Here is a 25,942-nt window from a genome sequence, read left to right as displayed (position 1 = left end):
ATGTCAGCTTTATTAGAGCTTAAAGATATTACTCGACGCTATCCCGCAGGCGAAAGTGAAATTACGGTACTTAAAGGGGTTTCATTAAAGATTAATGCGGGGGAAATGGTTGCGATTATTGGTGCATCAGGGTCAGGTAAATCGACCTTGATGAATATTATTGGTTGTTTGGATAAACCGACTACCGGTGAATATTTCGTTGCTAAACAAAAAGTTTCATTGCTTGATGAAAATCAATTGGCAGAATTACGCCGAGAGCATTTTGGTTTTATTTTTCAGCGTTATCATTTATTAAGTCATCTTACTGCCGAGCAAAATGTAGAAATGCCCGCCATTTATGCTGGAACAGGGAAAGTACAGCGTCGTGAGAGAGCGATTGAGTTACTAAAGAAATTAGGTCTTGAGGAACGAGTTGCATATCGTCCAAGTCAGTTATCCGGCGGTCAACAACAACGTGTAAGTATTGCGCGTGCCCTGATGAATGGTGGGCAAGTAATTCTAGCGGATGAACCAACAGGTGCACTTGATAGTTACTCTGGTGAAGAGGTGATGAAAATCCTCAAAGACCTCTGTGCACAGGGGCATACTGTAATCATTGTGACTCATGATCCAAAAATTGCGCAACAGGCTGAACGAATTATTGAAATTAATGATGGTGAAATTATCAATGATTCAGGTTCGATTTCACAGATAAGAATACCACCAGCACAAGAAAACTCGAGCCGAAAATTAACATTAGGACAAATTTATGGTCGGTTCAGCGAAGCACTTTTGATGGCTTGGCGAGCGATGGTGGTCAACAAAATGCGTACTTTACTCACGATGCTTGGGATCATTATTGGTATCGCATCTGTTGTGTCGATCATGGTGATTGGCGATGCAGCTCAAGAAATGGTACTCAATGATATTAAATCGATTGGAACTAATACTATATCCGTTTATCCAGGTGAGGATTTTGGTAGCGACGACGCACAAAATCGGCAATCACTAAAAACTTCAGATGTGGATGCCATTGCTCAGCAACCCTATGTACAGGCAGTATCAGGTAAGCTAGCGAAATCTACTCGGCTACGTAAAGGTAATTTAGATGCCTCTGCACAACTTATGGGGGTAGGTCAAAATTATTTTCAGGTCTATGCAACAAAATTTTCTGAAGGTATGAATTTTACACCAGATATGGTTGAACGAAGAGCACAAGTAGTCGTCATTGATGCGAATACTAAACGTCGTTTCTTTCCTAACCAAAAGCAAGTCATTGGTGAAACGATATTGATAGGTAATATGCCTGCGACAATTATTGGTGTGACAGCTGAACAAAAATCAATTTTTGGCTCTGATAACTCGTTATCTGTGTGGCTACCGGATACCACAGTAAATAGTAAAATTTTGAATCGGCCTTATCTGGATACGATAGTGGTTAGAATCAAAGAGGGAAGCAATGCCAAATCAGCAGAACAGCAAATCACACGGTTATTGACGTTACGCCACGGAAAGAAAGATATATTCACTTATAATATCGATACGTTGGTAAAAACTGCGGAAAAAACGACTAGAACGATGCAACTTTTTCTGACATTAGTTGCTGTTATCTCATTAATCGTTGGGGGGATTGGCGTCATGAATATTATGTTGGTGTCAGTGACGGAAAGAACTCGAGAGATCGGTATTCGTATGGCCGTAGGAGCTAGAACTAGTGATGTTATGCAACAATTTTTGATTGAAGCAGTTTTAGTTTGTTTATTTGGTGGGCTAATGGGCATTGGGCTTGCTTATGGTATTAGCTTGATTGTGCAAATGGCTTTACCTGGTTGGACGTTTATTTTTGAACCTATGGCGATTATAAGTGCATTTGCCTGTTCGACGATAATTGGTGTCGTTTTTGGATATCTACCCGCGAGAAATGCAGCGAGATTAAACCCTATTGATGCATTAGCTAGGGAATAATAGCAATATTATTGTTGTTTTCTGAAGTTTCTCTTATTATGGAAGAGAAACTTCAACTTATTTATTTTTATACAAATTTCCCTCCTCAGCCTCTTAAATTCCCGTTATAGTAGTATCGGCATATTTAAAAAAAATGTTCTAAAAGGTAAATTTTACTTGCGGTTTGGTATCAAACATAGATATCATTCATCTCGTAGAATAAATGAAACCTGGTTCCATAAAATGGAACTAAAACATTAAAGCCAAAATAAAATAAACAGCAAAGATTCACACAGCAGGAATACTAAATGGCGAATAAAACAGGTGAAGATTATTCATTGGCTAGAGTACCTTTTAGTGCTCGTCGGCCATTCTACGAAGTATTAATACTCCGAATTGGTTCACTAGCCTGTGTTTCACAGGTGATGTTAGGTGCAGCGCTCGGATATGGGCTAACTTTTTGGCAAGCGTTTTGGGCCACAATGTTAGGTTCAGTCATTTTACAAGTTGTTAGCTGGGCACTAGGTGCAGCAGCGTGCCGTGAAGGAATGTCAATCAGCCTGTTATCAAGGTGGGCTGGGTTTGGTAAGTTAGGATCAGCTTTAATTGGTGGAGCAATTGCAATTTCACTAATGGGGTGGTTCGGCGTACAAAATGGTTTCTTTGCGGATGGAATGTATAAAGCGACGAATGTGCTAACACCAGGGACTTGGTCGCTTATTACAGGTATTGCGGTCACGATTATTACGGTATATGGGTATCGCTTTTTATCTATTACTGCCAATATTTCAACGCCGCTATTTTTACTTGCATTAGCTTGGGCTACCTATAATTTGCTTTCAGGGCAGGATATCGGTGCTCTTATTAGTAGTACAGAACCATCAGGGCCGCGTATGAGCATGCCCGCAGCTATTACCATGGTTGCTGGCGGATTTATCATTGCAGCAGTAACAACTCCCGATATTAGTCGTTTTATGAAAAGCCCAAAAGAGGTTTTCTGGATGACACTTATCGGGACTTTTTTTGGTGAATTGTTAGTCAATATGATTGCAGTATTGATGGCACTCGCATTACATACCTACCAAGTATTTGACTTGATGATGACATTGACGGGCTTGATTGGTGCATCAATTGTTATCTTTTCAACCATAAAAATGAATGATATTAATCTATATTCATCATCATTAGGTTTTTCCACATTATTGAATGCTATTTTTAACAAGCATTTCGACCGTCGTTATCTAACTTGGATTATTGGTATTTTTGGTACTATTGCCTCAATGTTAGGTATTTTAGATAACTTTATCGGTTTCCTCATTTATCTGGGAATAGCTATTCCTCCCGTCGCAGGCATCATGGTTGTTGATTACTATCTATTAAAACGTGATCGCAAAGAGCTTGATACGACGAGAACGCAAGGTGTATTGCCGTCAACATGTGAAGCTTTTAACCCTATAACATTAATTGTTTGGGTGATAGCTGTTGTGGTTGGTTGGGGAAGCTCTGAGCTAGGTCCTTTCAATGCAGACTTTGGGGTGCCAGCACTTAATTCACTCGTTATCAGTGCTATAGCCTATTGGCTAGGTATGCGTTGGCAAGGGCGTATAAAAGGTGTAGGTACAGTTCACTTCCGTAAAGTCAATCACTCAGATTAAGGATGTGAGCATGGGTCATAACATTGTTAAAGTTGCTCTTGCACAATTTAATTCCTCGCTAGGTGACAAGAAAAATAATTTACAACGAATGGCAGATCTCTGCCATCAAGCAGCCGATCAAGACGCTAAATTGATCTGTTTCCCTGAGCTGGCCACTACAGGGTATCGTGGTGACCTATTGACCACTAAATTATGGGATCTCAGCGATACTGATGGTAGTGAAACTTATCAATTATTTAGTTCTCTTGCGACAAGTTTAGATCTCACGATTGTGAGTGGCTTTGTCGAGCGTGGTCGTTACCTCGGTGAAATCTATAATTCTGTTGGTGTTTGGAATCCAGGTTGTGATGGAATCAGCGGTGTTTTCCGTAAAGTTCACGCATTTGGTATTGAAAAACAGTGGTTTCGTAATGGAAATAGTTACCCTGTATTTGATACGCCAATCGGTAAGATTGGCATCATGATTTGCTATGATATGGGGTTTCCTGAGGTTGCTCGTATTCTCACCTTAAATGGAGCTGAGTTATTAATCGCACCATCAGCATGGTGCGTTCAAGATAGAGATATGTGGGATATCAATACTGCTTGCCGAGCGCTGGAAAATGGTAGCCATTTACTGGCAGTTAATCGCTGGGGTAATGAAGAAGAACTACATATGTTTGGTGGTAGTAAAATTTTAGGCCCTCGTGGTCAAGTACTTCGTGAGGCTAATTGTGATGGTGAAGCGTTATTGATTGGTGAGATTAATTTCCTCTCTCAGGCACATACCCGCCTTAGCATCCCTTATTTAAGAGATAGAAAGCCACAAAGCTATGAGCAATTGGTGCAGAATTCTCAGTTTACAGGTGAATTATGAGTATTCTCTCGAGTGTTGTTGACGTATATCGGTTATTTCTTCGCTCTGGTGATGAGCTAACGGTAACAACATTAGTTAATGAATTGGGGATGCCAAAAAGTTCAGCGTCACGTTTATTAAAACAGATGTCTGAGTATGGTTTGCTCGAAAAGAAAAAAGATGCGCCAATTTATCGACCTGGTTTGATCATCATGGAATTGGCTCATCGCGCTAGGGGAATGAATCCGCTAATAGATATGTCTCTTGAATCTCTTGATGAAATAACCAAAGAAACAGGTTTCACGAGTTATGTTTCTTTGCGTGACAAGGACCAAGTGAGAGTGGTGCATGCTCGGATTGGTAACAGCATGCTCCAAGTGATTACTCAGCCGGGTACAAGATTGCCTATCGCAGGTACTTCAACAGGGAAAGCGCTATTATCTCGTAATTCTTTGAGTGAAAGAGAGGTGATCATTTGTCAAGAACCGGAAGAAAAGCAAGACAAGTTACGTCAAGAACTGAATCAAATTGAAGAACGTGGTTGGGCTTATTCAATCAATGAGGCTGTGCCTGGTGTCGCTTCAGTATCGAGTACAGTGTATGACCCTTCACAAGGGACACTATATGCACTTTGCTTGAGTCTGCCGGCATCACAAATTACTCCCGAATTATTGGCAAAGTTAGCCGCTAAAATATGTCATAAGGCATCCTATCTAGGTAGTATGGTAGGCGATCCGTACTGGTTAAAACGCAGTACCAAATCATAAAATAAAAAAAATATGTAGGATTGTTAACATTAACAATCCTACAGTGCGTATATACGCCTTCATCAGGAAATCAGATCGATAGATCTGAAAGTAGTAAAAAATACCAAGGGAAATTTATGAGTTTAAAACAGACCCTATGTGTTTACGAGTTGATCGATAGCGCAGCCGTTTGTGGGAATGATATTGTTGCTTTATTTAATGATTTTACGGCAATTGAAGTATCTTCAAAAACAGTACAAGACGAAAAAGGGCAGAGTGATTTTGTTCGTATTGTTATTCCGGGAAGCGAAGGCAAATTACGAGGTAAAAATGCACCAACACTAGGGATCATTGGTCGCTTAGGTGGAATTGGTGCGAGGCCATCTCGTATTGGTGTAGTTTCTGATGCTGATGGTGCAATTGCAGCGATTGCTGCGGCACTTAAATTAGCTGAAATGAAACAAAAAGGTGATGTATTACTGGGAGATGTGATCATTTCAACTCATATCTGCCCAACTGCACCGACACGCCCTCATACTCCTGTCGATTTTATGGACTCACCGCTTAAAGACGAGACAATGAATGAACATGAGTCGATCTCGGAAGCGGATGCTATATTGTCAGTGGATACTACCAAGGGCAATAGACTACTCAATCATAAAGGTTACGCGCTATCTCCAACAGTCAAAGAAGGTTATATCTTACCTGTTTCTGAAGACTTATTAAGTTTGATGGAATGGAGTAGTGGCCAACATGCTGTAACTTTCCCACTCGCAGTTCAAGACATTACGCCTTATGGAAATGGGCTCCATCATATCAATAGCATTATGCAGCCAGCGGTATCAACAACAGCTCCTGTTGTTGGTGTTGCTATTTGTACGCAAACAATTGTGCCTGGTTGTTCAACAGGTGCTAGCCATGAAATTGATATTGCGTCATCCGTAAAATTTATGATTGAAGTTGCGAAGGAGTTTAGTAGCGGGAATTGTCAATTTTATGATAAAGAACAATTTACATTACTGAAATTACTTTATGGTGATATGTCTCGTATCCAGACCCAAAGTCATTAGTTAGAAGATTAAAGTCTGAATTAAAAAATAGACACAGTTAACTACCGCAGATTATAAATGTGTAATCACTAAATCGATAAGTAATTAACTGTGCTCTATTAACCCAGTTACTCTTGAGACACAGCCTCTATATTTGTATTATTAACCGTACTATCCTCAATAGGAACAATGAGGTTCGCATGATTCCCTTTCGGGCCAATATTGATACTAAAATTGACTTTCTGGCCTGCCTTTAATGTCCTGTAACCATCCATTTGTATACAGGAGTAATGTGCAAAAATGTCTTCGCCTCCATTCTCTGGGCAGATGAAACCAAAGCCTTTGGCATTGTTAAACCATTTAACTGTACCTGTCTCCATACCTCGTCCTTCATATTTGCAAGTTGTGTTTGACATAAATGCATAATCTCTACGCATTGGCTAAGTATAATTACCCATATTGACTGTCTGCAAATCATACTGTAGTGAATTGACCTATGACGTCAAGTGATGAGTTTGAGGTTTTAAGGTAAAGTGATGAAAATTGGATATGGGAGGCACGATCATTTTCATAAAATTTGAAGTTGATCACAAAATCTTAGCCGTATGAGTTACGCTAAATAGCATGTTACACTGTAGCTGTAGGGAGCCAGAGATTGATAAAATAAATGATTCCCACTGTGTTTTACTGTTATCTTGATTAATAGAAATCATTGATAATAAAGGCTATGCTTAATTGAATTTATAACTCTGAGCACGACAAGTAATGAGCGATTTTTTTGGTATATTTAAAACAGACGTCATCTTTAAGGACGAAGTGGAGCAAATTTTACAGCCCCCTTCAATGTATAAAGTTCTATTAAATAATGATGATTACACTCCAATGGATTTTGTTGTTGAAGTGTTACAAAAATACTTTTCTTTTGATGAAGAACGCGCTACACAGATAATGTTAGATGTTCATTTTCAGGGCAAAGGGGTTTGTGGGATTTTTACGGCAGAGGTAGCAGAAACTAAAGCGGCACAAATTAACACTTATGCACGTGAACATGAATACCCTTTACTCTGCACAATAGAAAAAGTGTGATTTATACTTTAGGTATTTCAAGATATATGTAGGCAGTAAGCGAATACCCAGAAGAGTATGCGTGATTATATCATTAATATTCGGGTCATTGAGCGATACTAACCCCATGTAACTTGAAGTATGATGGGTATAGCTTAATATCAATTTTGGGAGGTGCTTATGCTCAATCAAGAATTGGAGCTTAGTCTAAACGTCGCATTTGCAAAAGCGAAAGACAATCGACACGAATTTATGACGGTGGAGCACCTATTACTGGCATTATTGAGTAATACGTCTGCACGTGAAGCATTGGATGCCTGTAAAGTTGACATTGTCGTCCTGCGACAAGAACTTGAGCATTTCATTGCACAAACGACCCCGCTGTTACCTGAGCATGATAATCGCGATACTCAGCCAACATTAAGCTTTCAACGCGTATTGCAACGTGCGGTCTTCCATGTCCAGTCATCGGGGCGCAATGAAGTGAGTGGCGCTAACGTACTCGTTGCTATTTTTAGTGAACAAGAGTCTCAGGCTGCTTATTTATTACGCAAGCATGATGTGAGTCGCTTAGACGTGGTGAATTTTATTTCTCATGGCACGATAAAAGGCGAAGAAGCACCTTCATCTGAACAAGATATACCGAATAGTAATGTAAACAACGAAGAGCAGCCTGTTTCAGATGATCACATGGATAGCTTTACCACTAACCTTAATCAACAGGCTAAACAGGGTAATATCGACCCTCTCGTTGGGCGTCAGGCAGAATTAGAGCGTACCATTCAAGTATTGTGCCGTCGCCGTAAAAATAACCCATTGTTGGTGGGGGAATCAGGTGTTGGTAAAACCGCGATTGCGGAAGGGCTTGCATGGCGAATAGAGCAAGATGACGTTCCTGAAGTGATGAAGGGATACACTATTTATTCATTGGATATTGGTTCTCTGCTTGCTGGAACTAAATACCGCGGTGATTTTGAAAAACGCTTTAAATCACTGCTAAAAATGCTTGAAAAAGATCCTAAAAGTATTTTATTTATCGACGAAATTCACACTATTATTGGTGCTGGCGCAGCTTCTGGTGGGCAAGTCGATGCGGCTAACTTAATTAAGCCATTATTATCAGGTGGTCGTATCCGAGTTATTGGTTCAACGACTTACCAAGAATTTAGCAATATTTTCGAGAAAGATAGAGCGTTAGCTCGTCGTTTCCAAAAAATTGATATTGTTGAGCCAACGGCTGAAGAGACTGTACGTATCATTAATGGGTTAAAACCTAAATACGAATCTCACCATGATGTTCGCTATACCGCGAAAGCGATTCAGGCAGCGGTGGATTTATCTGTTAAGTACATTACTGACAGGCACCTTCCTGATAAAGCAATCGACGTTATTGATGAGGCAGGAGCTAGAACTCGCTTAGTTGCACCGAGTAAGCGTAAAAAAACGATTGGTATTCCTGAAATTGAATCTGTTGTTGCTCGTATCGCACGGATCCCAGAAAAAACGGTATCTTCTAGCGATAAAGACAGATTAAAAACACTTGATGCGCGTTTGAAAATGCTAGTATTTGGGCAAGATAATGCGATCGCTGCTTTGACGGAAGCGATTAAAATGAGTCGAGCTGGATTAGGGCCTGATCATAAACCAGTTGGTTCTTTTTTGTTTGCCGGTCCAACAGGTGTCGGTAAAACTGAAGTCACAGTTCAATTAGCTAAAGCACTAGATATCAAATTGTTGCGCTTTGATATGTCTGAGTATATGGAACGACATACAGTAAGCCGCTTAATTGGTGCACCTCCGGGATACGTCGGGTTTGATCAAGGTGGGTTACTCACCGATGCAGTTATCAAACATCCTCATTCGGTGGTTCTACTTGATGAGATAGAAAAAGCACATCCAGATGTATTTAATATCCTTCTTCAAGTGATGGATCATGGAACTCTGACAGACAATAACGGGCGCAAAGCAGATTTTCGTAATGTAATTGTGGTGATGACAACCAACGCAGGTGTACAAGAGACTCAACGTCGTTCAATTGGTTTTGCAGACCAAGACAACAGTACAGATGCGATGTCGGAAATCAAAAAAACCTTTTCGCCTGAGTTTCGTAATCGTCTGGATGGCATTATTTGGTTCAATTCGTTATCTGTTGAAATTATTACTCAAGTTGTGGATAAATTCATTGTTGAACTACAGGCACAATTGGATGAGAAAGGGGTATCGATTGAGGTTAGTCGAGCAGCTCGTAGCTGGTTGTGTGAGAAAGGTTATGATAAAGCGATGGGAGCCCGACCTATGGCACGCGTCATTCAGGATAACCTGAAAAAACCATTAGCAAATGAATTACTGTTTGGTTCGTTAACTAATGGCGGCTCGGTAAGTATCGGGCTTGATGATAAAAGTAACACACTGACATACAGCTTCAGTAGCGTGCACAAGGCCTCGCCGGAGGATGCGGTATTCTAACAAATAGACCACAGGTGTGTTGTGCAGCTTGCACAGCACCTGTGGCAGTATCAGGCCTTGCCTGAAGGGATATAATCAGCGGCTACGGAAAATGATACGGCCTTTGCTCAGGTCATACGGAGTTAACTCTACAGTTACCTTGTCGCCTGTCAGGATGCGGATATAGTTTTTACGCATTTTTCCAGAAATATGAGCAGTCACAACGTGACCATTTTCTAGTTCAACACGGAACATTGTGTTTGGCAGGGTATCCAGTACTGTTCCCTGCATTTCAATATTGTCTTCTTTGGCCATCTAATCCTCTAAGTCTAATAACCATGATTTTTAACGTGCAAGATAATGCCCAAAAACCCTCGTTAAGTAAAGAAATGTCGCATTTTAAAGCGATTTTTCTTGAGTAGTATAGGCATAAAATTACTTAAAACCAAAATTCATTGTTCGAATAGTGGTGATATTTCAATCGATTGCGGTAACCAGCAGACTGGGTTAATCGCATTGTTACGCCACCGATAAAGAATATTTAAAAAATCCCTACGGGATATTTCTTTTGCGCCTAATGAGGCTGTGTGGTGATTAAGTACCTGACAATCAAAAAGCTGCCCATTATAGCGCAAAAAATGAAAATAGAATGTAATAAAAGCAAATTTGGATGCATCATTCATTCTACTGAACATTGATTCCCCACAAAACAGGTGCCCGATGTTCACGCCATACAAGCCGCCAACTAGCTTTTCACCATACCAAGCCTCGACAGAGTGTGCGATTCCATGTTGATGCAAAGCCTGATATCCAGCACGTACTTCAGGTAAAATCCATGTTCCTTCTTCTCGTACCGAGCAAGCTTCAATGACTTCCTTGAAAGCATGATTGATAGTGATACGATATTTTTTCTTTCTCAATAACTTTTTCATTGAACGGCTGATATGTAATTCGCCGACCATTAAAACAGCTCTTGGGTCGGGCGACCACCACAGCGGTAGCTCATTTGGATTAAACCAAGGAAATATACCGTCATAATAGGCCGCTTTTAACCTTTCAGGTGAGAGGTCTCCACCTATAGCAAGTAGCCCGTTTGGTTCCCGCATTGCCTCATTGACGGGCGGGAATAAATAAGAGTTATCATCAAGTTGGTACATTGAGTATCTCAGATAGCATGTTGCTGCATATGCCGTTGACGAAATTGGAAATAACGGCCTTTCAAATCAATAAGATTTTGATGTGAACCTTTTTCAACAATTTCACCATTATCCATAACACAAATAGTATCCATTTGATCTAACCCCTGCATCCGGTGTGTGATCACAATCAGTGTTTTATCAGCACATTTTTCTTTTAGCAATGCGAGGATTTGTTGCTCTGTTTGAGCATCAAGCCCTTCTGTTGGTTCATCCATTAAAACCAATGGCGCATTATGTAATAAAGCTCTAGCAATACCTAAACGGCGTTGTTCACCACCGGATAATTGACGACCACCTTCTCCCATCCAAGCATTGAGCTTTTGCTCATTTTCCAGTAGGTTGCCAAGCCCAACCTGTTCTAACACGTCGTTGAGCTGCTTATCGGTAGCTTTTTCGTCAGCGAGTAAAAGATTATTACGTAGTGTATCACTAAAAACGTGCACACGCTGAGGAACAACCGACATCGCTGCACGTAAATCCTCTTCGCTATAATCAGCAATAGGTTGATCATTAATCTTGATAACACCACTGTTAACATCCCATGCGCGGGTTAGCAATTGTAATAGTGTTGATTTACCACAACCGGTTTTTCCCAATAATGCAATGTGCTGCCCTTGGCGTAGTGAAAGCGATACGTGTTTTAAGACAGCAAAAGGCTGCTCAGGATAAGTAAATGAAACATTGTCGACGACGAGGCTTTCCAGTTGTGATAATACGGAACCTTTGTTAGGGAAAGTGACTTCAGGTTTTGCATCAATCAGCTGAGATACACGTTCAGCAGAAGCAATTACTTGCCCCATATGTTGGAAGGCGACAGCAACAGGGCCGAGCGTTTCAAAAGCGGCTAACGCGCAGAAAACAAATAAGGCAATTAATGCGCCAGGTTCGCTATTTCCACCAACATGATCTGCCGCCATCCATAATAGTAGAGTTGCAGTAAAGCCTGAGGCAAACAAAATAATTGCCTGAGATAGTCCTGTCAGGTTAGCTTGCTGCTGCTGACGCACTTGCCATTGGCTTTCAATAGTTATTAGCGTTTGACGGAATCGAGGTAGGGCGCCGAATAATGTTAGTTCGGCTTGACCTTGTAAAGCAGAGGTTAAAATAGTGCGATAATGAGCTCGTAAATGAGTCAATTCTTGGCCGATAGGTTTACCTGCACGATAAAATACAAATGGCAAAGTAAACAGTAGAAATAGCATGATACCGCCAAGCGTCCAAGCTAAACGAGTATCAAGAAAGCCTAAACCGAAAGTTAGCACGAAGATTACGACAAAAGCTGCAAAAATCGGTGATATAACGCGTAAATAGAGGTGATCTAAAGTTTCAACATCAGCGACTAATCGGTTGAGTATCTCGCCTTGACGAAAGCGACTAATACCTCCCGGTGAGAGCGGGAGTATTTTGCTAAAGGCAAACACGCGTAAGTGTGAAAGGACTCTAAATGTTGCATCGTGGCTGACTAATCGTTCTGCATAGCGGCCAGCAGTACGGAAGATAGCGGCCCCTCGTACACCAGCAGCGGGCAGCATATAGTTAAAGTAGTAAAGCCCAGGAAAACCAGCAATCGCTGTACCTGCAAGGAACCATCCAGATAAGGTCAGTAATCCAATACTTGCTAGCAACGTTACGATAGCTAAAATCATTCCAAGCAGGATTAAGAACCAATGACGGCGATACAGAGCCAGAAAAGGTAATAAAACTCTCATCATCAAAGCTCCTCACTGCGGTGGGCCAGTAAACGGGCAAATGGCCCTTCAGATTGGCTTAGTTTTGCGTAATCACCACGCTGAATGATTTTCCCGTCAGCCATCACCCAGATTTGGTCATAATTAATCGTTTCTTCTAGCAAGTGAGTTACCATGAGAGTGGTTTGCTTTTGTGCTAGTTGATTTAAGGTGTGCATAACGCGCTGCTCACTATGAGCATCAAGGCTAGCTGCTGGCTCATCTAATAGCAGAAGATGAGATGGTTTTAGAAGTGTACGAGCAACGGCGACACGTTGTGCTTGGCCAACCGAGAGCCTAGCTGCATAGTCTCCAAGACGTGTGTTTAATCCTTCTGGAAGCATAGGTAAAAACTCTGAAACGTAAGCGTCATCAATAGCTTGCTGTATTTCGGCTTGTGATGCATTAGGTTTACCTAAGCAGATATTTTCAACCAAAGTTTGCTCTGGTAAATGAGGGTTTTGGCCAACCCAGCCAATTAGTGCACGCCATTGCTCTGGGCATAGCTCATTGAGCTCTTCACCATTAATTTTAATCGACCCTCGATAGGGTAGAAAACCTAATAGTAAATTGAGCAGAGAGCTTTTTCCTGCACCGCTTTGACCGACAAGTGCAATTCTCTGGTTGGCGGCAATAGTAAAATTCAAAGGACCTACAAGGCATTGCCCATCATGAGATAAAACTTCTAGCTCAGTAGCCTGAATTTGAATGGGCTCGTCTTTTAGAATTTTATTGCCTACGGTAGTTTTTTGCTCACCGTCGCTCTCCAAAAGTGTGACGAGTGTTTCAGCGGCGCCAACCGCTTGTGCTTTTGCATGATAGTAAGTACCTAGATCCCGTAGTGGTTGGAAAAATTCAGGCGATAAAATCAGAGCAAGGAAGCCAGCAAAAAGAGTAACAGGAAGGCCATAGCTACCAAAATGGAATTGACCAAGATAGGAGAAGCCAAAATAAACCGCGACAATAGCAATTGAAATTGATGCAAAGAACTCTAAAACGCCAGAAGAAAGGAAAGCCATTCTCAGGACTTCCATTGTTCTGGAACGAAAATTCTCAGTAGATTCCTGAATTTGCTCTACTTCAGCTTTTTCGCGAAAAAATAAACGTAAAGTCTCTAAGCCACGCAGCCTATCAAGAAAGCTGCCACTAAGTCGACCAAGTGCAACAAAATTACGGCGGTTAGCATCTGCAGCACCTAGGCCCACTAACGCCATAAAAATGGGAATTAATGGCGCTGTCACAAGTAGAATTAATGCTGCAGCCCAGTTAAATGGGAAGATAGCAATTAAAATCATAATTGGGATAATACCAGCAAGGTACATTTGCGGAAGATAGCGAGAATAGTACTCCTGCATATCTTCAATTTGTTCCAATACAATGGTAGCCCAACTACCAGCAGGCCTGCCTTTGACCCACACAGGGCCTAATTCTTGGAGCTTATCGAGTACTTGTGTACGGATCTCTTGGCGTACCATTTGTCCACAACGAAATCCGACACGTTCTCGAACTAACGTCACGAGTGCGCGTAGCACAAACACAACCAAAAGTAATATAAATGAGGTAACCAGTTGTTCTCGTGGAATATGATCCATAATGAGAGCTTGCAGTATTACCGCTAAAAACCATGCTTGTGCGATAATAAGCAGGCCACTAACAATGCCTAATAGCATAGAAATACGCAACCAACGCTTTGCGGAAGTGCTATGCTGCTTTAACCAACGTACCAATTCAATCTGTCTTGTTTTATCCATAATGATTTAGTGTGCAGGTGTTTTAATACCCATCATACTCAAGTTGTCGTTAGTGACTTATTGCAGGCGAAGCCTAAGACTTGAATCACAATGTTAGTCGTGGCTCTAAATTTCTTCGCCGGTAGCCTACAGCAACTTGAATAATTTAAGGTATGTATTGAGAGTATGCCGCTAGCTAAAATGCGTAAAAGATTAAAGACTAACGGAGTTTTTTCTATCATAACAGCTTCTTTGAGATATGTTATATAATAAAAGCGTGTTATTAAAATAGCACAGTTTATTGTTAGTAATATGTTTTATAAAGGTAAAATATAATAATGTGAACTAGCGTTTATTAAAATCGTAGTAAGTGAAAGTGCGAGTTAATTTAAACTGAACATCAGGTAATAAAATCACTAAAAGTAAGTTCAGTGATCAGATTTATTGCCCTAAAAACGATTAATCCAAAAAGTTAGATGTACTTAAACTTAATGAGCTTTGAGCTTAATGAGTAAGTGAGGTGACATAGGGGTTACTTCCTGATCGCACAATTAGAATTCAAATAATGACATAATAATTGAATAATGATGTAGTGCATAAATTACAATGGTTAAACTTAAACCTTTGAAACTAAAGGGTTTTAATTGAGGTTTGTCGTATGGGATGCAATTTTCTACCACAAAACGTGACATGTCACGCTATATATTTATCGATAAAATTGTTTTTTTGCACTCCCTGTAAATAAACTTTATACCAAGTTAACTTGAAGCGTCACAAGTTTCCTTTACTCATCTATGCTCAGAGATGAATATCTAAATTTATTTAATTTTAACAAATCGTTGGCAGTAAAATGATAACAGATTGAATAACAAAAAATATTTTGACCAAAAAATAGGAATAACCACAAATATATTATCCTTGTAGTTACTAACTTGTACTGATTTCCTTTCTGGGAAATATTTTTAATATTTATAGGCTACAAGGTTAAAGCTCAATATAAGCTTACACCAAAACAAGGTTGTATTTTAGCAAGTCAAATGCAGATAACGCATTTATTCGAATGGTTACCGAGATTGATGGTAATTTGTAGGGTAGTAAGGCACCACAAGATGCCTTGCTGTATTTAGCGATGGCTATTTTTTGTCTGCTAGCCCGTCGAGATAACGTTCTGCATCAAGTGCGGCCATACAGCCTGTACCTGCTGAAGTGATAGCTTGGCGATAAATATGGTCCATTACATCACCCGCAGCGAAAACGCCCGTGATAGAGGTTTGAGTCGCATTACCGTGGGTGCCTGACTGAACTTTGATATAACCATTTTCCAAATCAAGCTGGCCATCAAATATCCCTGTATTTGGGCTGTGTCCAATAGCAATAAACGCGCCCATAACATCGAGATCTTCAGTTTCGTCAGTTTTAGTGTTACGTAGACGAACGCCAGTCACACCCATATCATCACCTAACACTTCATCAAGTGTGCGGTCAGTATGCAGGGTAATATTGCCGTTTTGCGCTTTATCCATCAGGCGGTCAATCAGAATTTTTTCTGCGCGGAAACTATCACGACGGTGAATTAAATGCACTTCTGATGCAATATTTGACAGATAAAGTGCTTCTTCAACCGCGGTATTACCACCACCGACAACGGCGACTTTTTGATTACGATAGAAGAAACCATCGCAGGTTGCACAGGCTGAAACGCCACGCCCTTTAAATGCTTCTTCTGATGGCAAACCGATATAACGTGCTGATGCGCCAGTCGCAATAATCAGTGCATCACAAGTATATTCATTTTCATCACCAAATAGGCGAAATGGACGCTGTTTAAGGTCAACCTTGTTGATGTGATCTGAAATGATTTCAGTTTGAAATTTTGTTGCGTGTTCATACATGCGATCCATCAAACCAGGGCCTGTTAAGCCTTCAGGATCACCAGGCCAGTTTTCAACTTCAGTGGTTGTTGTTAACTGACCACCTTTTTCCACGCCAGTAATCAGCGCTGGGCTCAGGTTTGCTCGCGCGGCATAAACTGCGGCTGTGTAACCAGCGGGACCAGAACCTAAAATGATTAACTTGCGATGTGTGGCTGTGCTCATGAATACCTCATTTTTAATCTAAAAATAGCAATAGTACGATTGTAGGAGAATTGTAAGGTTAAAAAAAGTGATTTAAATGCTAAGTAAATTGCAGTCTGGCTATTTTTGCGATAGATAATAGTGATAAAAGTAAAAATTAAGTATCGCAAATAGGTTCGCAAGAGCACGCCAGATTTTTAGGAATTATCCTGAATCCTTGCTAGCGAAACGTTTGACTAGACAAAAAAGCGAAATCTTGTACTGATTTTTATTCATTTTCTTTGACAATCGGCTGTGCATTTGCGAAAACATCTATGTAAGAGTTAATTATCTAGCTAGCTAATGTTAATGACGAACTTTTGTTCTTGCTGGAAAGCTAACTTTACGACACTTATAACTTAATAAATAGGTAATCATTGTGGGCAAGAATTCTGTTCACGTAGATTTCGGCATTGCGCATAAAATTTGCTCCTGAACACGAATACCTAAATAAATAAAGTATGAGCGAGGATGGTGCTGTTTTATAGGTGTGAAAAATAACAATTAGAGAAAGAGAGATAAAGAGATGATTGACAATAAAAAGCGTCCAGGAAAAGACCTCGACCGTATCGATAGAAATATACTCAACGAACTCCAGAAAGATGGACGTATTTCTAACGTGGAACTGTCTAAACGTGTTGGTTTATCACCAACTCCATGCTTAGAGCGTGTTCGTCGTTTGGAGAGACAAGGGTTTATTTCTGGCTATACAGCATTACTGAACCCGCACTATCTAGATGCATCACTACTGGTTTTTGTTGAAATTACCTTAAACCGTGGCGCGCCAGATGTTTTTGAACAATTCAACACTGCAGTTCAAAAACTTGAAGAGATTCAAGAATGTCACCTTGTTTCTGGTGATTTCGATTATCTGTTGAAAACGCGTGTGCCTGATATGTCCGCTTATCGTAAGCTGCTTGGAGAGACCCTTCTGCGTCTACCAGGTGTGAACGATACTCGTACCTATGTAGTTATGGAAGAAGTTAAGCAGAGTAACCGTCTGGTTATTAAAACTCGCTAACAGGCTTAGAGAGTCTCATTCCTGCACAACATTTGTCATTGTTGTCGCACTGCAGTTTCAACGCTGAGTTTACTCAGCGTTGTTCCGTTTGAGGCAGTAAAATCACTTCAAATTAATAATTTTTAACCTCTCCATTTTAATATCTATCGGTTGTTTTATGATGTTTACTGAAATAACAGTAAATAAACGTAATTTTTAGTTTCAATTTGTTGATATTAAAGCTATAAATATTTAAGATTTTTAACTTCAAATAGAAATTGAATCCTAATCATTAAGATGAAATACTGCATCCCAATGTATCAATACTCGTCATACTTCAAGTTGCATGGTTGTTGATTGCGCTCAGCTAGTCGAGTTACATAGTTTATCTATGCTCCCCGTCTATCTTTCCTTGTCGCCTACATGCAAATCGAATTATTTTGAGTATATAGCGGTTTAGTTTGCCATAGCAGCAACAAGTCACGCACAAGAAGGTGATTGATGTTAGAATGGCCTTCAACAATGCGCGTATAATCATTGCGAATTCAAATGAGTTCGTCTCGACACGAGTGACATCATCAGTAAGCAAAGAAACAGTAATGAGCCAAGAATACACAGAAGACAAATACATTCGATTTAAAAAACTCAGTAGCGGAAGACGACTACTCGAAGTCATTTTGCTCGCCATTTGTTTGAGCGCCATCTTCTTAATGGTTGCATTGATGAGTTTCAGCCCTTCAGATCCAAGTTGGTCGCAAACAACGTGGAATGCACCAGTGAAAAACCTTGGCGGTAGTGTTGGCTCATGGAGTGCAGATATTCTATTTTCGGCGTTAGGGATCCTTGCATTTGCTGTCCCTCCGTTATTACTGCTTGGGTGTTGGGCTATTTATTATTATGAAAGCCAGCGCCGCTATATTGATTTCTTCTCACTCGCATTACGTCTGATAGGTGGGGTAGCATTAATCCTCTCATCTTGTGGGTTAGCCGCACTTAATTTTGATGATTTACCTAATTTCTCCTCTGGTGGTGTCATTGGTAGTGTATTCAGTAATGCTATTATGCCATGGTTTAACCCGTTAGGAGCCACCCTAGCATTGCTATTCCTATGGGCAATAAGTTTCACGTTATTTACAGGTTGGTCTTGGTTAACGATTGCTGAGAAAATAGGCGCAGCGATACTAATTCCGTTAACCTTGGTAACAAATCGTGCACGGGGTGACGATTATGATGAATATGATGTAGAAGAAACCGAAGGTGCATTACAAAGAGCGCAAGAAGCTGAAAGGCAAGCTATCGATGATACTCAGGCAGACAGTGATGATGTTTTATTTTCAGCACCAACGATAAGTGAGCTAGCAACGACAGATGTTGATGTGACTCCAGCACACATTCAACCTATTGAGATAGCTGCTGTGAACTCAGCAGTCCCATCATTAGAAACAGAAGCAGAAATTTTGCCTTCATTTTCTGCATCAGAACCTCAGTTAGAATCGCAATCAGAATCCAAATCAGAACCACAAGAAGCTTACCACTTTGAAGTTCCTGAAGATTATCAACCGGTTTTATATGATAAAGATTTCGAGTTTAAAACGACTGCTGGTGAATACGGCTCAAATCAAGTTGCTGAGCAACAAACTCCTCAACAACAAATAGAAACGCATCAAACTTCTTATAATAAACCTTCAGATTTTACGCCTGATAAGCCGTTACATCAGTCTGTTAATCCTCAGTCTATAAATAATGTACAATCTCAATCTGTTGAGTCTAGTAATACATGGCAATTATCAAGTAAGGAGCCATTTGTTCCTGCCGAGAGTCAAGGTATCCAAGAAACTGATGTTAAAAATGAATACCAAAATTTTTCATCGTCTTCGACACCAATATCGACTGTCAGTGATGTAATATCATCAGTAAGTGAGCAATCTGTTACCGATAGAATTGCTAATCCTGCTGCTTTAGCGGCTACAGGGATCTCGGCGGCAGCACTTGAACGCCATGCTCAGATCAAACAAAATGCTGAACCTGAATTACCACGCCCAAACCCAGTTCGTTTACCAACTCGTCGGGAGTTGTACGGAATTCATATTCCTTCTCAGCGTGATGCCGAAATTCAGCGTCGTAAAGACGAAGCACTGCAACGTGAGCAAGTTTATCAACAGTGGTCTTCTTCCGATGACCATCAGGAAGCTGATGATGAAAGTACCGATATCCTCCGCGAGCAGTTCTTGCAGCAGCAAAGAGAACGTTACGGTGAAGAAGATGCATCAACCTATGAGGTTGAGCCGGCAGTTTCTCATGACATATCCAAAAAACAAGAATCTGAAGAGATAGAACTAACCGCTTCACATTATACTCAACCTGAAATTGAGCATCGTTGGCCTTCAATGGCAACACAAGCTGAGCCAATGGAGCTGCATACTCATCAATTTAGACCAGTTGAAAATAATTTGACCGGTCGCAATGAAGATGAAGGTTATCGAGTAGAACCACAATTTAATCTGAGTGAACAATTCTCTGTATTAGACAGTTTCTCGCCTGTTGATGATTTAGTGAATGATGACCCCGTTGATCCGGTATTTATGCCATCATTCACTGCAACAACGGCAAGTAATCCATCAAATTTGCCTCAACATGGTGAAATGGTTAGAAATGTAACTTCAGAGCTGGATTCTCCTGTGGCTCCGGTACATACTTTTTCGCAGCAGCAGCAGCAGCAGCAACAGCAGCAGCAGCAGCAACAGCAACAGCAACAGCAACAGCAAGATAGTCTGTTCCATCCATTTTTGGTGCGTAATGATCAACCATTACCAAAACCAACAACACCAATGCCTTCTTTAGACTTGCTTGCGAGTCCACCATCACAAGAAGAGCCTGTTGATATGTTTAAATTGGAACAAACAGCTAGGTTGATTGAAGCACGATTAAATGACTACCGTGTTAAAGCTGAGGTCGTTGGTTTCTCTCCTGGCCCCGTTATCACTCGCTTTGAGCTAGATTTAGCACCGGGTGTGAAAGCGGCTCGTATCTCCACGCTTTCACGAGATCTTGCGCGTTCGCTTTCTACAACTGCGGTCAGGGTGGTGGAAGTTATTCCGGGGAAACCTTATGTTGGGCTTGAACTACCAAATGAAAAACGCCAAACCGTCTATTTAAGAGAAGTGCTGGATTGCGAACAATTTAGGCATAATCCATCACCACTCACCATGGTGCTAGGAAAAGATATTGAAGGTGAGCCTGTAGTTGCTGATTTAGCGAAAATGCCACACTTGCTGGTTGCCGGTACAACAGGGTCAGGTAAATCGGTTGGGGTCAATGCAATGATCCTTAGTATATTGTATAAATCGAAGCCTGAAGATGTCCGTTTTATCATGATAGACCCGAAAATGTTGGAGCTTTCTATCTACGAAGGCATTCCACACCTATTGACTGAAGTTGTTACCGACATGAAAGATGCCGCGAATGCATTACGTTGGTGTGTCAATGAAATGGAACGCCGTTACAAATTAATGTCCGCGCTTGGTGTACGTAATCTCGCTGGCTACAACGACAAAATTAAAGCTGCTGGTGAAATGGGACGCCCAATTCCAGATCCTCATTGGAAACCTGGTGATAGCATGGAAACAGAGCATCCAACACTGAAAAAAGAACCCTACATCGTAGTGATGGTAGATGAATTCGCTGACTTGATGATGACTGCAGGCAAGAAAGTCGAAGAGTTGATCGCACGCCTTGCCCAAAAAGCGCGTGCAGCAGGTATTCATCTCGTGTTAGCGACTCAGCGACCATCGGTTGATATTATTACAGGATTAATCAAAGCCAACATTCCAACACGAATTGCATTTACTGTCTCCAGTAAAATCGACTCCCGTACTATTCTTGACCAAGGTGGTGCTGAATCACTATTAGGCATGGGCGATATGCTATATTTACCACCAAATTCCTCGATCCCTGTGCGTGTTCATGGTGCCTTCGTACGTGACCAAGAGGTTCATGCAGTTGTGAACGATTGGAAAGCACGTGGTCGACCACAATACATTGATAGTATTACAAAATGTAGTGATGAAGGTGAAGGTGGTAGCGGTTATGATAATGCTGAGGAAGAGTTAGATCCATTATTTGATCAAGCGGTAGAATTTATTGTCGAAAAACAACGTGTTTCCATATCAGGTGTTCAACGTCAATTCCGTATTGGCTATAACCGTGCGGCACGTATTGTTGAGCAAATGGAAGTACAGCAAATTGTGAGTGAGCCGGGGCATAATGGAAATCGCGAAGTGCTTTCTCCGCGGCAAGCAGATTATTAATATTAATTGTATGTGTAATATAAGTGGGTATATATCTAAAATATTGTGGATTGATCTGAATGAATAGCGAAGCAACCGCGAACCATATAGGTAGATATATGGCTCAGGTTTTGGAATTCGTCTTCATGCGTAGCAATAAGCAACAAGTTAGATAGATATAAAGGCGTAGCGTCTCTTATAGTATTGATAAAAGGTCTTTGTTCGATGAAAAAAATGATGTTATTGGGCGCATTCGTCCTCAGTTTACATATCGGCTCAGTACTGGCAGACGCCAGCCAAGATCTTCAGGAACGCCTGAATAAAGTTAATAGCTTTCACGCCAGTTTCTCTCAAAAAGTGACTAGCCCAGAAGGTGATCTGGTGCAAGAAGGTGTTGGTGAATTGTGGCTTCAACGCCCCAATTTATTTAACTGGAACATGACATCTCCGGATGAAAGTGTTTTGGTTTCTGATGGCAAAAATTTATGGTTCTACAACCCTTTTGTTGAGCAAGTCACGGTGACTAATTTAGCAGATGCGACACAAGACACGCCATTTTTACTGATTACTCGCAATAACCCGTTAGATTGGAAACAGTATTCCATCATTCAGCAGGGTAATACCTTTGACCTAAAACCTAAATTAACCAACGGCACATTGAAGCTTTTTTCGATCACGGTTTCGCCTGAAGGAACAATTGAGAAATTTTCAGCTATTGAGCAAGACGGGCAAACCAGCGCTTATCAGTTGAAAGAGCAAAAAAATGGCAATGTCGATAAGAGTAAATTCTCATTTACTGTACCTAAAGGTGTGACACTTGATGATCAGCGTTCTGGTGGCAAATAAGAGGAAATAGTGGGTAACCTATCACTCGATTTTTCACAAAATGAATTTCAACCTCTGGCTGCACGTATGCGCCCAGAGGTACTTGAACAATATATCGGTCAAAAACATTTATTTGCCAAAGGTAAACCGTTACCTCGTGCAATAAAATCGGGCCATTTACATTCAATGATTTTGTGGGGGCCTCCAGGAACAGGTAAAACAACGCTAGCTGAAATTATTGGTCACTACGCTCAAGCGGATATAGAACGAATATCTGCTGTCACCTCTGGTATTAAAGAGATCCGCGAAGCAATAGAAAAAGCCCGACAAAATCGTAGTGCAGGGCGTCGAACTATTTTATTTGTGGATGAAGTTCATCGCTTTAATAAAAGCCAACAAGATGCATTTTTGCCACATATTGAAGATGGCACAATTACCTTTATTGGTGCCACGACTGAAAACCCCTCTTTTGAATTAAATTCAGCGCTCTTGTCTCGAGCCCGAGTTTATTTACTCAAGTCTCTAGATGTCAGCGATATTGAAGAAGTGTTATTGCAAGCAATGAGTGATTCAACTCGTGGGTTGGGAGGGCAAAATATTATTTTGCCTGATAGCACTCGGAAATTAATTGCAGAGTTAGTTAATGGTGATGCAAGGCGTTCACTCAATCTCTTAGAAATGATGGCTGACATGGCCGAAAGTAATGACCAAGGCCAGCGTGTTTTAACGGCTGAATTACTCAAAGAGGTTAGTGGGGAACGTACTGCGCGTTTTGATAACAAAGGCGATCGTTATTACGACTTAATTTCTGCTTTACATAAATCAGTACGCGGTTCTGCGCCAGATGCTGCACTATATTGGTATGCGCGCATTATCACCGCTGGAGGAGATCCGCTGTATGTCGCACGTCGTTTATTAGCGATTGCTTCTGAAGATGTCGGTAATGCAGATCCTCGAGCCATGCAAGTCGCTATTTCTGCATGGGATTGCTTCACTCGTATCGGGCCAGCAGAAGGGGAAAGAGCGATTGCACAAGCGATTGTTTACTTAGCCTGTGCTCCCAAAAGTAATGCTGTTTATACCGCCTATAAAGCAGCGCTAGCTGATGCACAAATGCAACCTGACTATGATGTTCCTGCTCATTTACGAAATGCACCGACTAAGCTACTTAAAGAGTTAGGGGCAGGGAAGGAGTATCGCTATGCGCATGATGAAGAGAATGCTTATGCTGCGGGGGAAGTCTACTTTCCGCCAGAAATGCAACATACTCAGTATTATCAGCCAACAAATCGCGGCTTAGAAAGTAAAATAGCCGAAAAATTAAACTGGTTAACGCAGCAGGATCAAAATAGCTCAACAAAACGCTATCGCTAATGTGGGCAATACGGTAAGGTTAACTAATGCACCATAATAGCCCATCTTGCAGTACGGGGATATTAAGCGCGTTGTTTAAGCTAATTTGTGTTAAACTTCAACGGCTATCAGCATTTAGTTTCATCAATGCATCGGTAACAAAGAGTACCGTAAGACATGCGGGATTTTAAGCCTGTAAAGGGATGTAATATTTACATACTCTATAAAACAGGAACTTACCCAGACGAGTTAGTCTAAGGTTTGAATATGGTAAGCATTCTCACTCTAAAGGTGAAATGATTGTCTAGAATATAAGTACAAAATAATTTAAGTTGTCCGCATGCTATTAGCATACCGACAACTTGAAGTAAGACAGGTATAGCGCCGGAGCGCGTTATATTGAATCCCATCATTTACTAACAATAATCACAGGATAAGCATGCTCGATCCCAATTTACTGCGTACGGAGCTAGACGCGGTTGCTGAAAAACTGGCTCGCAGGGGTTTTACCCTTGATGTGGAAAAGCTGCGTGAATTAGAAGAGCGCCGCAAAGTTTTACAAGTTGAAACTGAATCCCTGCAAGCAGAACGTAACTCGCGATCGAAAACCATTGGTGCAGCTAAGGCTCGTGGTGAAGATATCGAGCCACTGCGTCAGGAAGTGAATCAGTTAGGCGAGAAATTGGATTCCGCTAAGTTGGAGCTAGATAAGCTACAACAAGAAATTCGTGATATTGCATTAAGTATACCGAATATTCCTGATGACGAAGTTCCTGATGGTAAAGATGATTCTGATAACGTTGAAGTCGCACGTTGGGGTGAACCTCGCCAGTATGACTTTGAAGTTAAAGATCACGTTAGCCTCGGTGAATTAGCTGGTGGTTTAGACTTCCCAGCAGCAGTTAAATTGACTGGTGCACGTTTTGTCGTGATGAAAGGTCAGATCGCTCGTATGCATCGTGCACTTACACAGTTCATGTTAGATCTGCATACAGAGCAACATGGCTATCAAGAGCTGTACGTTCCTTACTTAGTTAACCATGATACGCTTTATGGTACAGGTCAATTACCAAAATTTGGTGAAGATCTTTTCCATACTAAGCCACTGGATGAAGAAGCTGGAAGTACCTATGCATTAATTCCGACAGCTGAAGTTCCAGTCACTAACTTAGTTCGTGATGAAATTTTAGAAGAAGATGCACTACCACTTAAAATGACTGCGCATACACCATGCTTCCGTTCAGAAGCTGGCTCTTATGGCCGAGATACTCGCGGTCTGATCCGTATGCATCAGTTTGATAAAGTTGAGATGGTGCAAATTGTTCATCCAGAAAAATCGATGGAAGCGCTGGAAGAATTAACGGGGCATGCAGAAAAAGTGCTGCAATTACTGAATCTACCGTATCGTAAAGTTATTCTTTGTACGGGTGATATTGGTTTCGGTTCACGTAAGACGTATGACTTAGAAGTTTGGTTACCGGCTCAAAATACTTACCGTGAGATCTCTTCATGTTCTAATATGTGGGATTTCCAAGCGCGTCGTATGCAAGCTCGTTTCCGTGGCAAGAATGATAAAAAACCTCAGCTTGTTCATACACTGAACGGTTCAGGTCTTGCTGTTGGGCGCACATTAGTTGCTGTGCTTGAAAACTACCAATTAGCAGATGGTCGCATCGAAGTGCCTGAAGTTCTTCGACCATATATGAAAGGTCTAGAGTATATAGGCTAATCATCGCGTCATAATTAATTATGAATATAACCGTCACTATTGCAGTGGCGGTTTTTTATTTTTTGTTTTTAAATTATCAAGAAATATTTTAAAAAGTTAACATTAAATTTGAATATTAGTTAAATAAAAATGCAACTATTATTTAAGTATAATATTAACTTTATTTTGTTTATAGCGTAAATTTAATTACCTCATTTTTTATGTCTAATTTACTGATTTCGATATATGGACATCATACTCCACGTTATTTTGATATTGATT

At 40.8% G+C, this 25,942-nt stretch carries 18 protein-coding genes; 12 read left to right on the top strand and 6 right to left on the bottom strand.

All coding sequences use genetic code 11. The features are described from left to right. The 5 genes from macB to OOA_RS09485 all read left to right on the top strand — a co-directional run bounded on the left by macB (nt 1) and on the right by OOA_RS09485 (nt 6,229). Nucleotides 1-1,944 (top strand): macrolide ABC transporter ATP-binding protein/permease MacB, encoded by a 1,944-nt coding sequence (macB, locus tag OOA_RS09505; RefSeq protein ID WP_008911936.1) that lies wholly within the window; start codon nt 1-3, stop codon nt 1,942-1,944. A 287-nt stretch (nt 1,945-2,231) separates the two neighbouring features. Further along, complete coding sequence (locus OOA_RS09500; RefSeq protein ID WP_008911935.1) at nt 2,232-3,578, top strand: purine-cytosine permease family protein; 1,347 nt, start codon at nt 2,232-2,234, stop codon at nt 3,576-3,578. Nucleotides 3,579-3,588: 10 nt separating this feature from the next. Beyond that, a complete protein-coding gene (locus tag OOA_RS09495) occupies nt 3,589-4,434 on the top strand; it encodes a nitrilase-related carbon-nitrogen hydrolase (RefSeq protein ID WP_008911934.1) in 846 nt (281 codons plus the stop codon). Continuing rightward, nucleotides 4,431-5,180, top strand: coding sequence for an IclR family transcriptional regulator (locus tag OOA_RS09490; RefSeq protein WP_008911933.1), 750 nt, complete (start codon nt 4,431-4,433; stop codon nt 5,178-5,180). Before OOA_RS09495 ends, OOA_RS09490 begins: the two co-directional genes overlap by 4 nt. 116 nt (nt 5,181-5,296) lie before the next feature. Further along, nucleotides 5,297-6,229, top strand: coding sequence for a DUF1177 domain-containing protein (locus tag OOA_RS09485; RefSeq protein WP_008911932.1), 933 nt, complete (start codon nt 5,297-5,299; stop codon nt 6,227-6,229). A 107-nt stretch (nt 6,230-6,336) separates the two neighbouring features. Here OOA_RS09485 and cspD read toward each other — a convergent pair whose 3' ends face one another. Continuing rightward, nucleotides 6,337-6,588 (bottom strand): cold shock-like protein CspD, encoded by a 252-nt coding sequence (gene cspD / locus OOA_RS09480; RefSeq protein WP_008911931.1) that lies wholly within the window; start codon nt 6,586-6,588, stop codon nt 6,337-6,339. A gap of 385 nt (nt 6,589-6,973) precedes the next feature. On the opposite strand from cspD, the gene clpS reads away from it, so the two are divergent. Beyond that, nucleotides 6,974-7,294, top strand: coding sequence for an ATP-dependent Clp protease adapter ClpS (clpS, locus tag OOA_RS09475; RefSeq protein ID WP_008911930.1), 321 nt, complete (start codon nt 6,974-6,976; stop codon nt 7,292-7,294). A gap of 159 nt (nt 7,295-7,453) precedes the next feature. Continuing rightward, nucleotides 7,454-9,739 carry an ATP-dependent Clp protease ATP-binding subunit ClpA gene (gene clpA, locus OOA_RS09470; RefSeq protein WP_008911929.1) on the top strand — a complete coding sequence of 762 codons (2,286 nt, stop codon included), beginning with the start codon at nt 7,454-7,456 and terminating at the stop codon, nt 9,737-9,739. A gap of 75 nt (nt 9,740-9,814) precedes the next feature. Here clpA and infA read toward each other — a convergent pair whose 3' ends face one another. The 5 genes from infA to trxB all read right to left on the bottom strand — a co-directional run bounded on the left by infA (nt 9,815) and on the right by trxB (nt 16,470). Next, nucleotides 9,815-10,033 carry a translation initiation factor IF-1 gene (gene infA / locus OOA_RS09465; protein WP_004244560.1) on the bottom strand — a complete coding sequence of 73 codons (219 nt, stop codon included), beginning with the start codon at nt 10,031-10,033 and terminating at the stop codon, nt 9,815-9,817. Between the two features lie 137 nt (nt 10,034-10,170). Next, nucleotides 10,171-10,875 carry a leucyl/phenylalanyl-tRNA--protein transferase gene (gene aat / locus OOA_RS09460; RefSeq protein WP_008911928.1) on the bottom strand — a complete coding sequence of 235 codons (705 nt, stop codon included), beginning with the start codon at nt 10,873-10,875 and terminating at the stop codon, nt 10,171-10,173. An 8-nt stretch (nt 10,876-10,883) separates the two neighbouring features. Further along, nucleotides 10,884-12,626: a heme ABC transporter ATP-binding protein/permease CydC gene (cydC, locus tag OOA_RS09455; RefSeq protein WP_040691268.1), complete on the bottom strand. Its 1,743-nt coding sequence runs from the start codon at nt 12,624-12,626 to the stop codon at nt 10,884-10,886. Nucleotides 12,627-12,628: 2 nt separating this feature from the next. Further along, nucleotides 12,629-14,395: a heme ABC transporter permease/ATP-binding protein CydD gene (gene cydD / locus OOA_RS09450; RefSeq protein ID WP_008911926.1), complete on the bottom strand. Its 1,767-nt coding sequence runs from the start codon at nt 14,393-14,395 to the stop codon at nt 12,629-12,631. Nucleotides 14,396-15,507: 1,112 nt separating this feature from the next. Beyond that, entirely contained in the window at nt 15,508-16,470 is a 963-nt protein-coding gene (gene trxB, locus OOA_RS09445) for a thioredoxin-disulfide reductase (RefSeq protein ID WP_008911925.1), read from the bottom strand. Nucleotides 16,471-17,014: 544 nt separating this feature from the next. On the opposite strand from trxB, the gene lrp reads away from it, so the two are divergent. The 5 genes from lrp (at nt 17,015) to serS (ending at nt 25,681) form a co-directional block, all read left to right on the top strand. Next, entirely contained in the window at nt 17,015-17,509 is a 495-nt protein-coding gene (gene lrp / locus OOA_RS09440) for a leucine-responsive transcriptional regulator Lrp (protein WP_004918089.1), read from the top strand. A gap of 578 nt (nt 17,510-18,087) precedes the next feature. Next, entirely contained in the window at nt 18,088-21,795 is a 3,708-nt protein-coding gene (locus tag OOA_RS09435) for a DNA translocase FtsK 4TM domain-containing protein (protein WP_040691266.1), read from the top strand. A gap of 204 nt (nt 21,796-21,999) precedes the next feature. Beyond that, nucleotides 22,000-22,620, top strand: a complete 621-nt coding sequence (gene lolA / locus OOA_RS09430; protein ID WP_008911923.1) for an outer membrane lipoprotein periplasmic chaperone LolA — start codon at nt 22,000-22,002, stop codon at nt 22,618-22,620. A 9-nt stretch (nt 22,621-22,629) separates the two neighbouring features. Continuing rightward, a complete protein-coding gene (locus OOA_RS09425) occupies nt 22,630-23,973 on the top strand; it encodes a replication-associated recombination protein A (protein ID WP_008911922.1) in 1,344 nt (447 codons plus the stop codon). A gap of 418 nt (nt 23,974-24,391) precedes the next feature. After that, complete coding sequence (gene serS / locus OOA_RS09420; RefSeq protein WP_008911921.1) at nt 24,392-25,681, top strand: serine--tRNA ligase; 1,290 nt, start codon at nt 24,392-24,394, stop codon at nt 25,679-25,681. Nucleotides 25,682-25,942: the final 261 nt, after the last annotated feature.

This window comes from Providencia burhodogranariea DSM 19968 (assembly GCF_000314855.2).
Lineage (GTDB): Bacteria > Pseudomonadota > Gammaproteobacteria > Enterobacterales > Enterobacteriaceae > Providencia > Providencia burhodogranariea.
The sequence above is the reverse complement of the archived record's forward strand: the minus strand, read 5'-3'. Positions and strand labels throughout refer to the sequence as shown.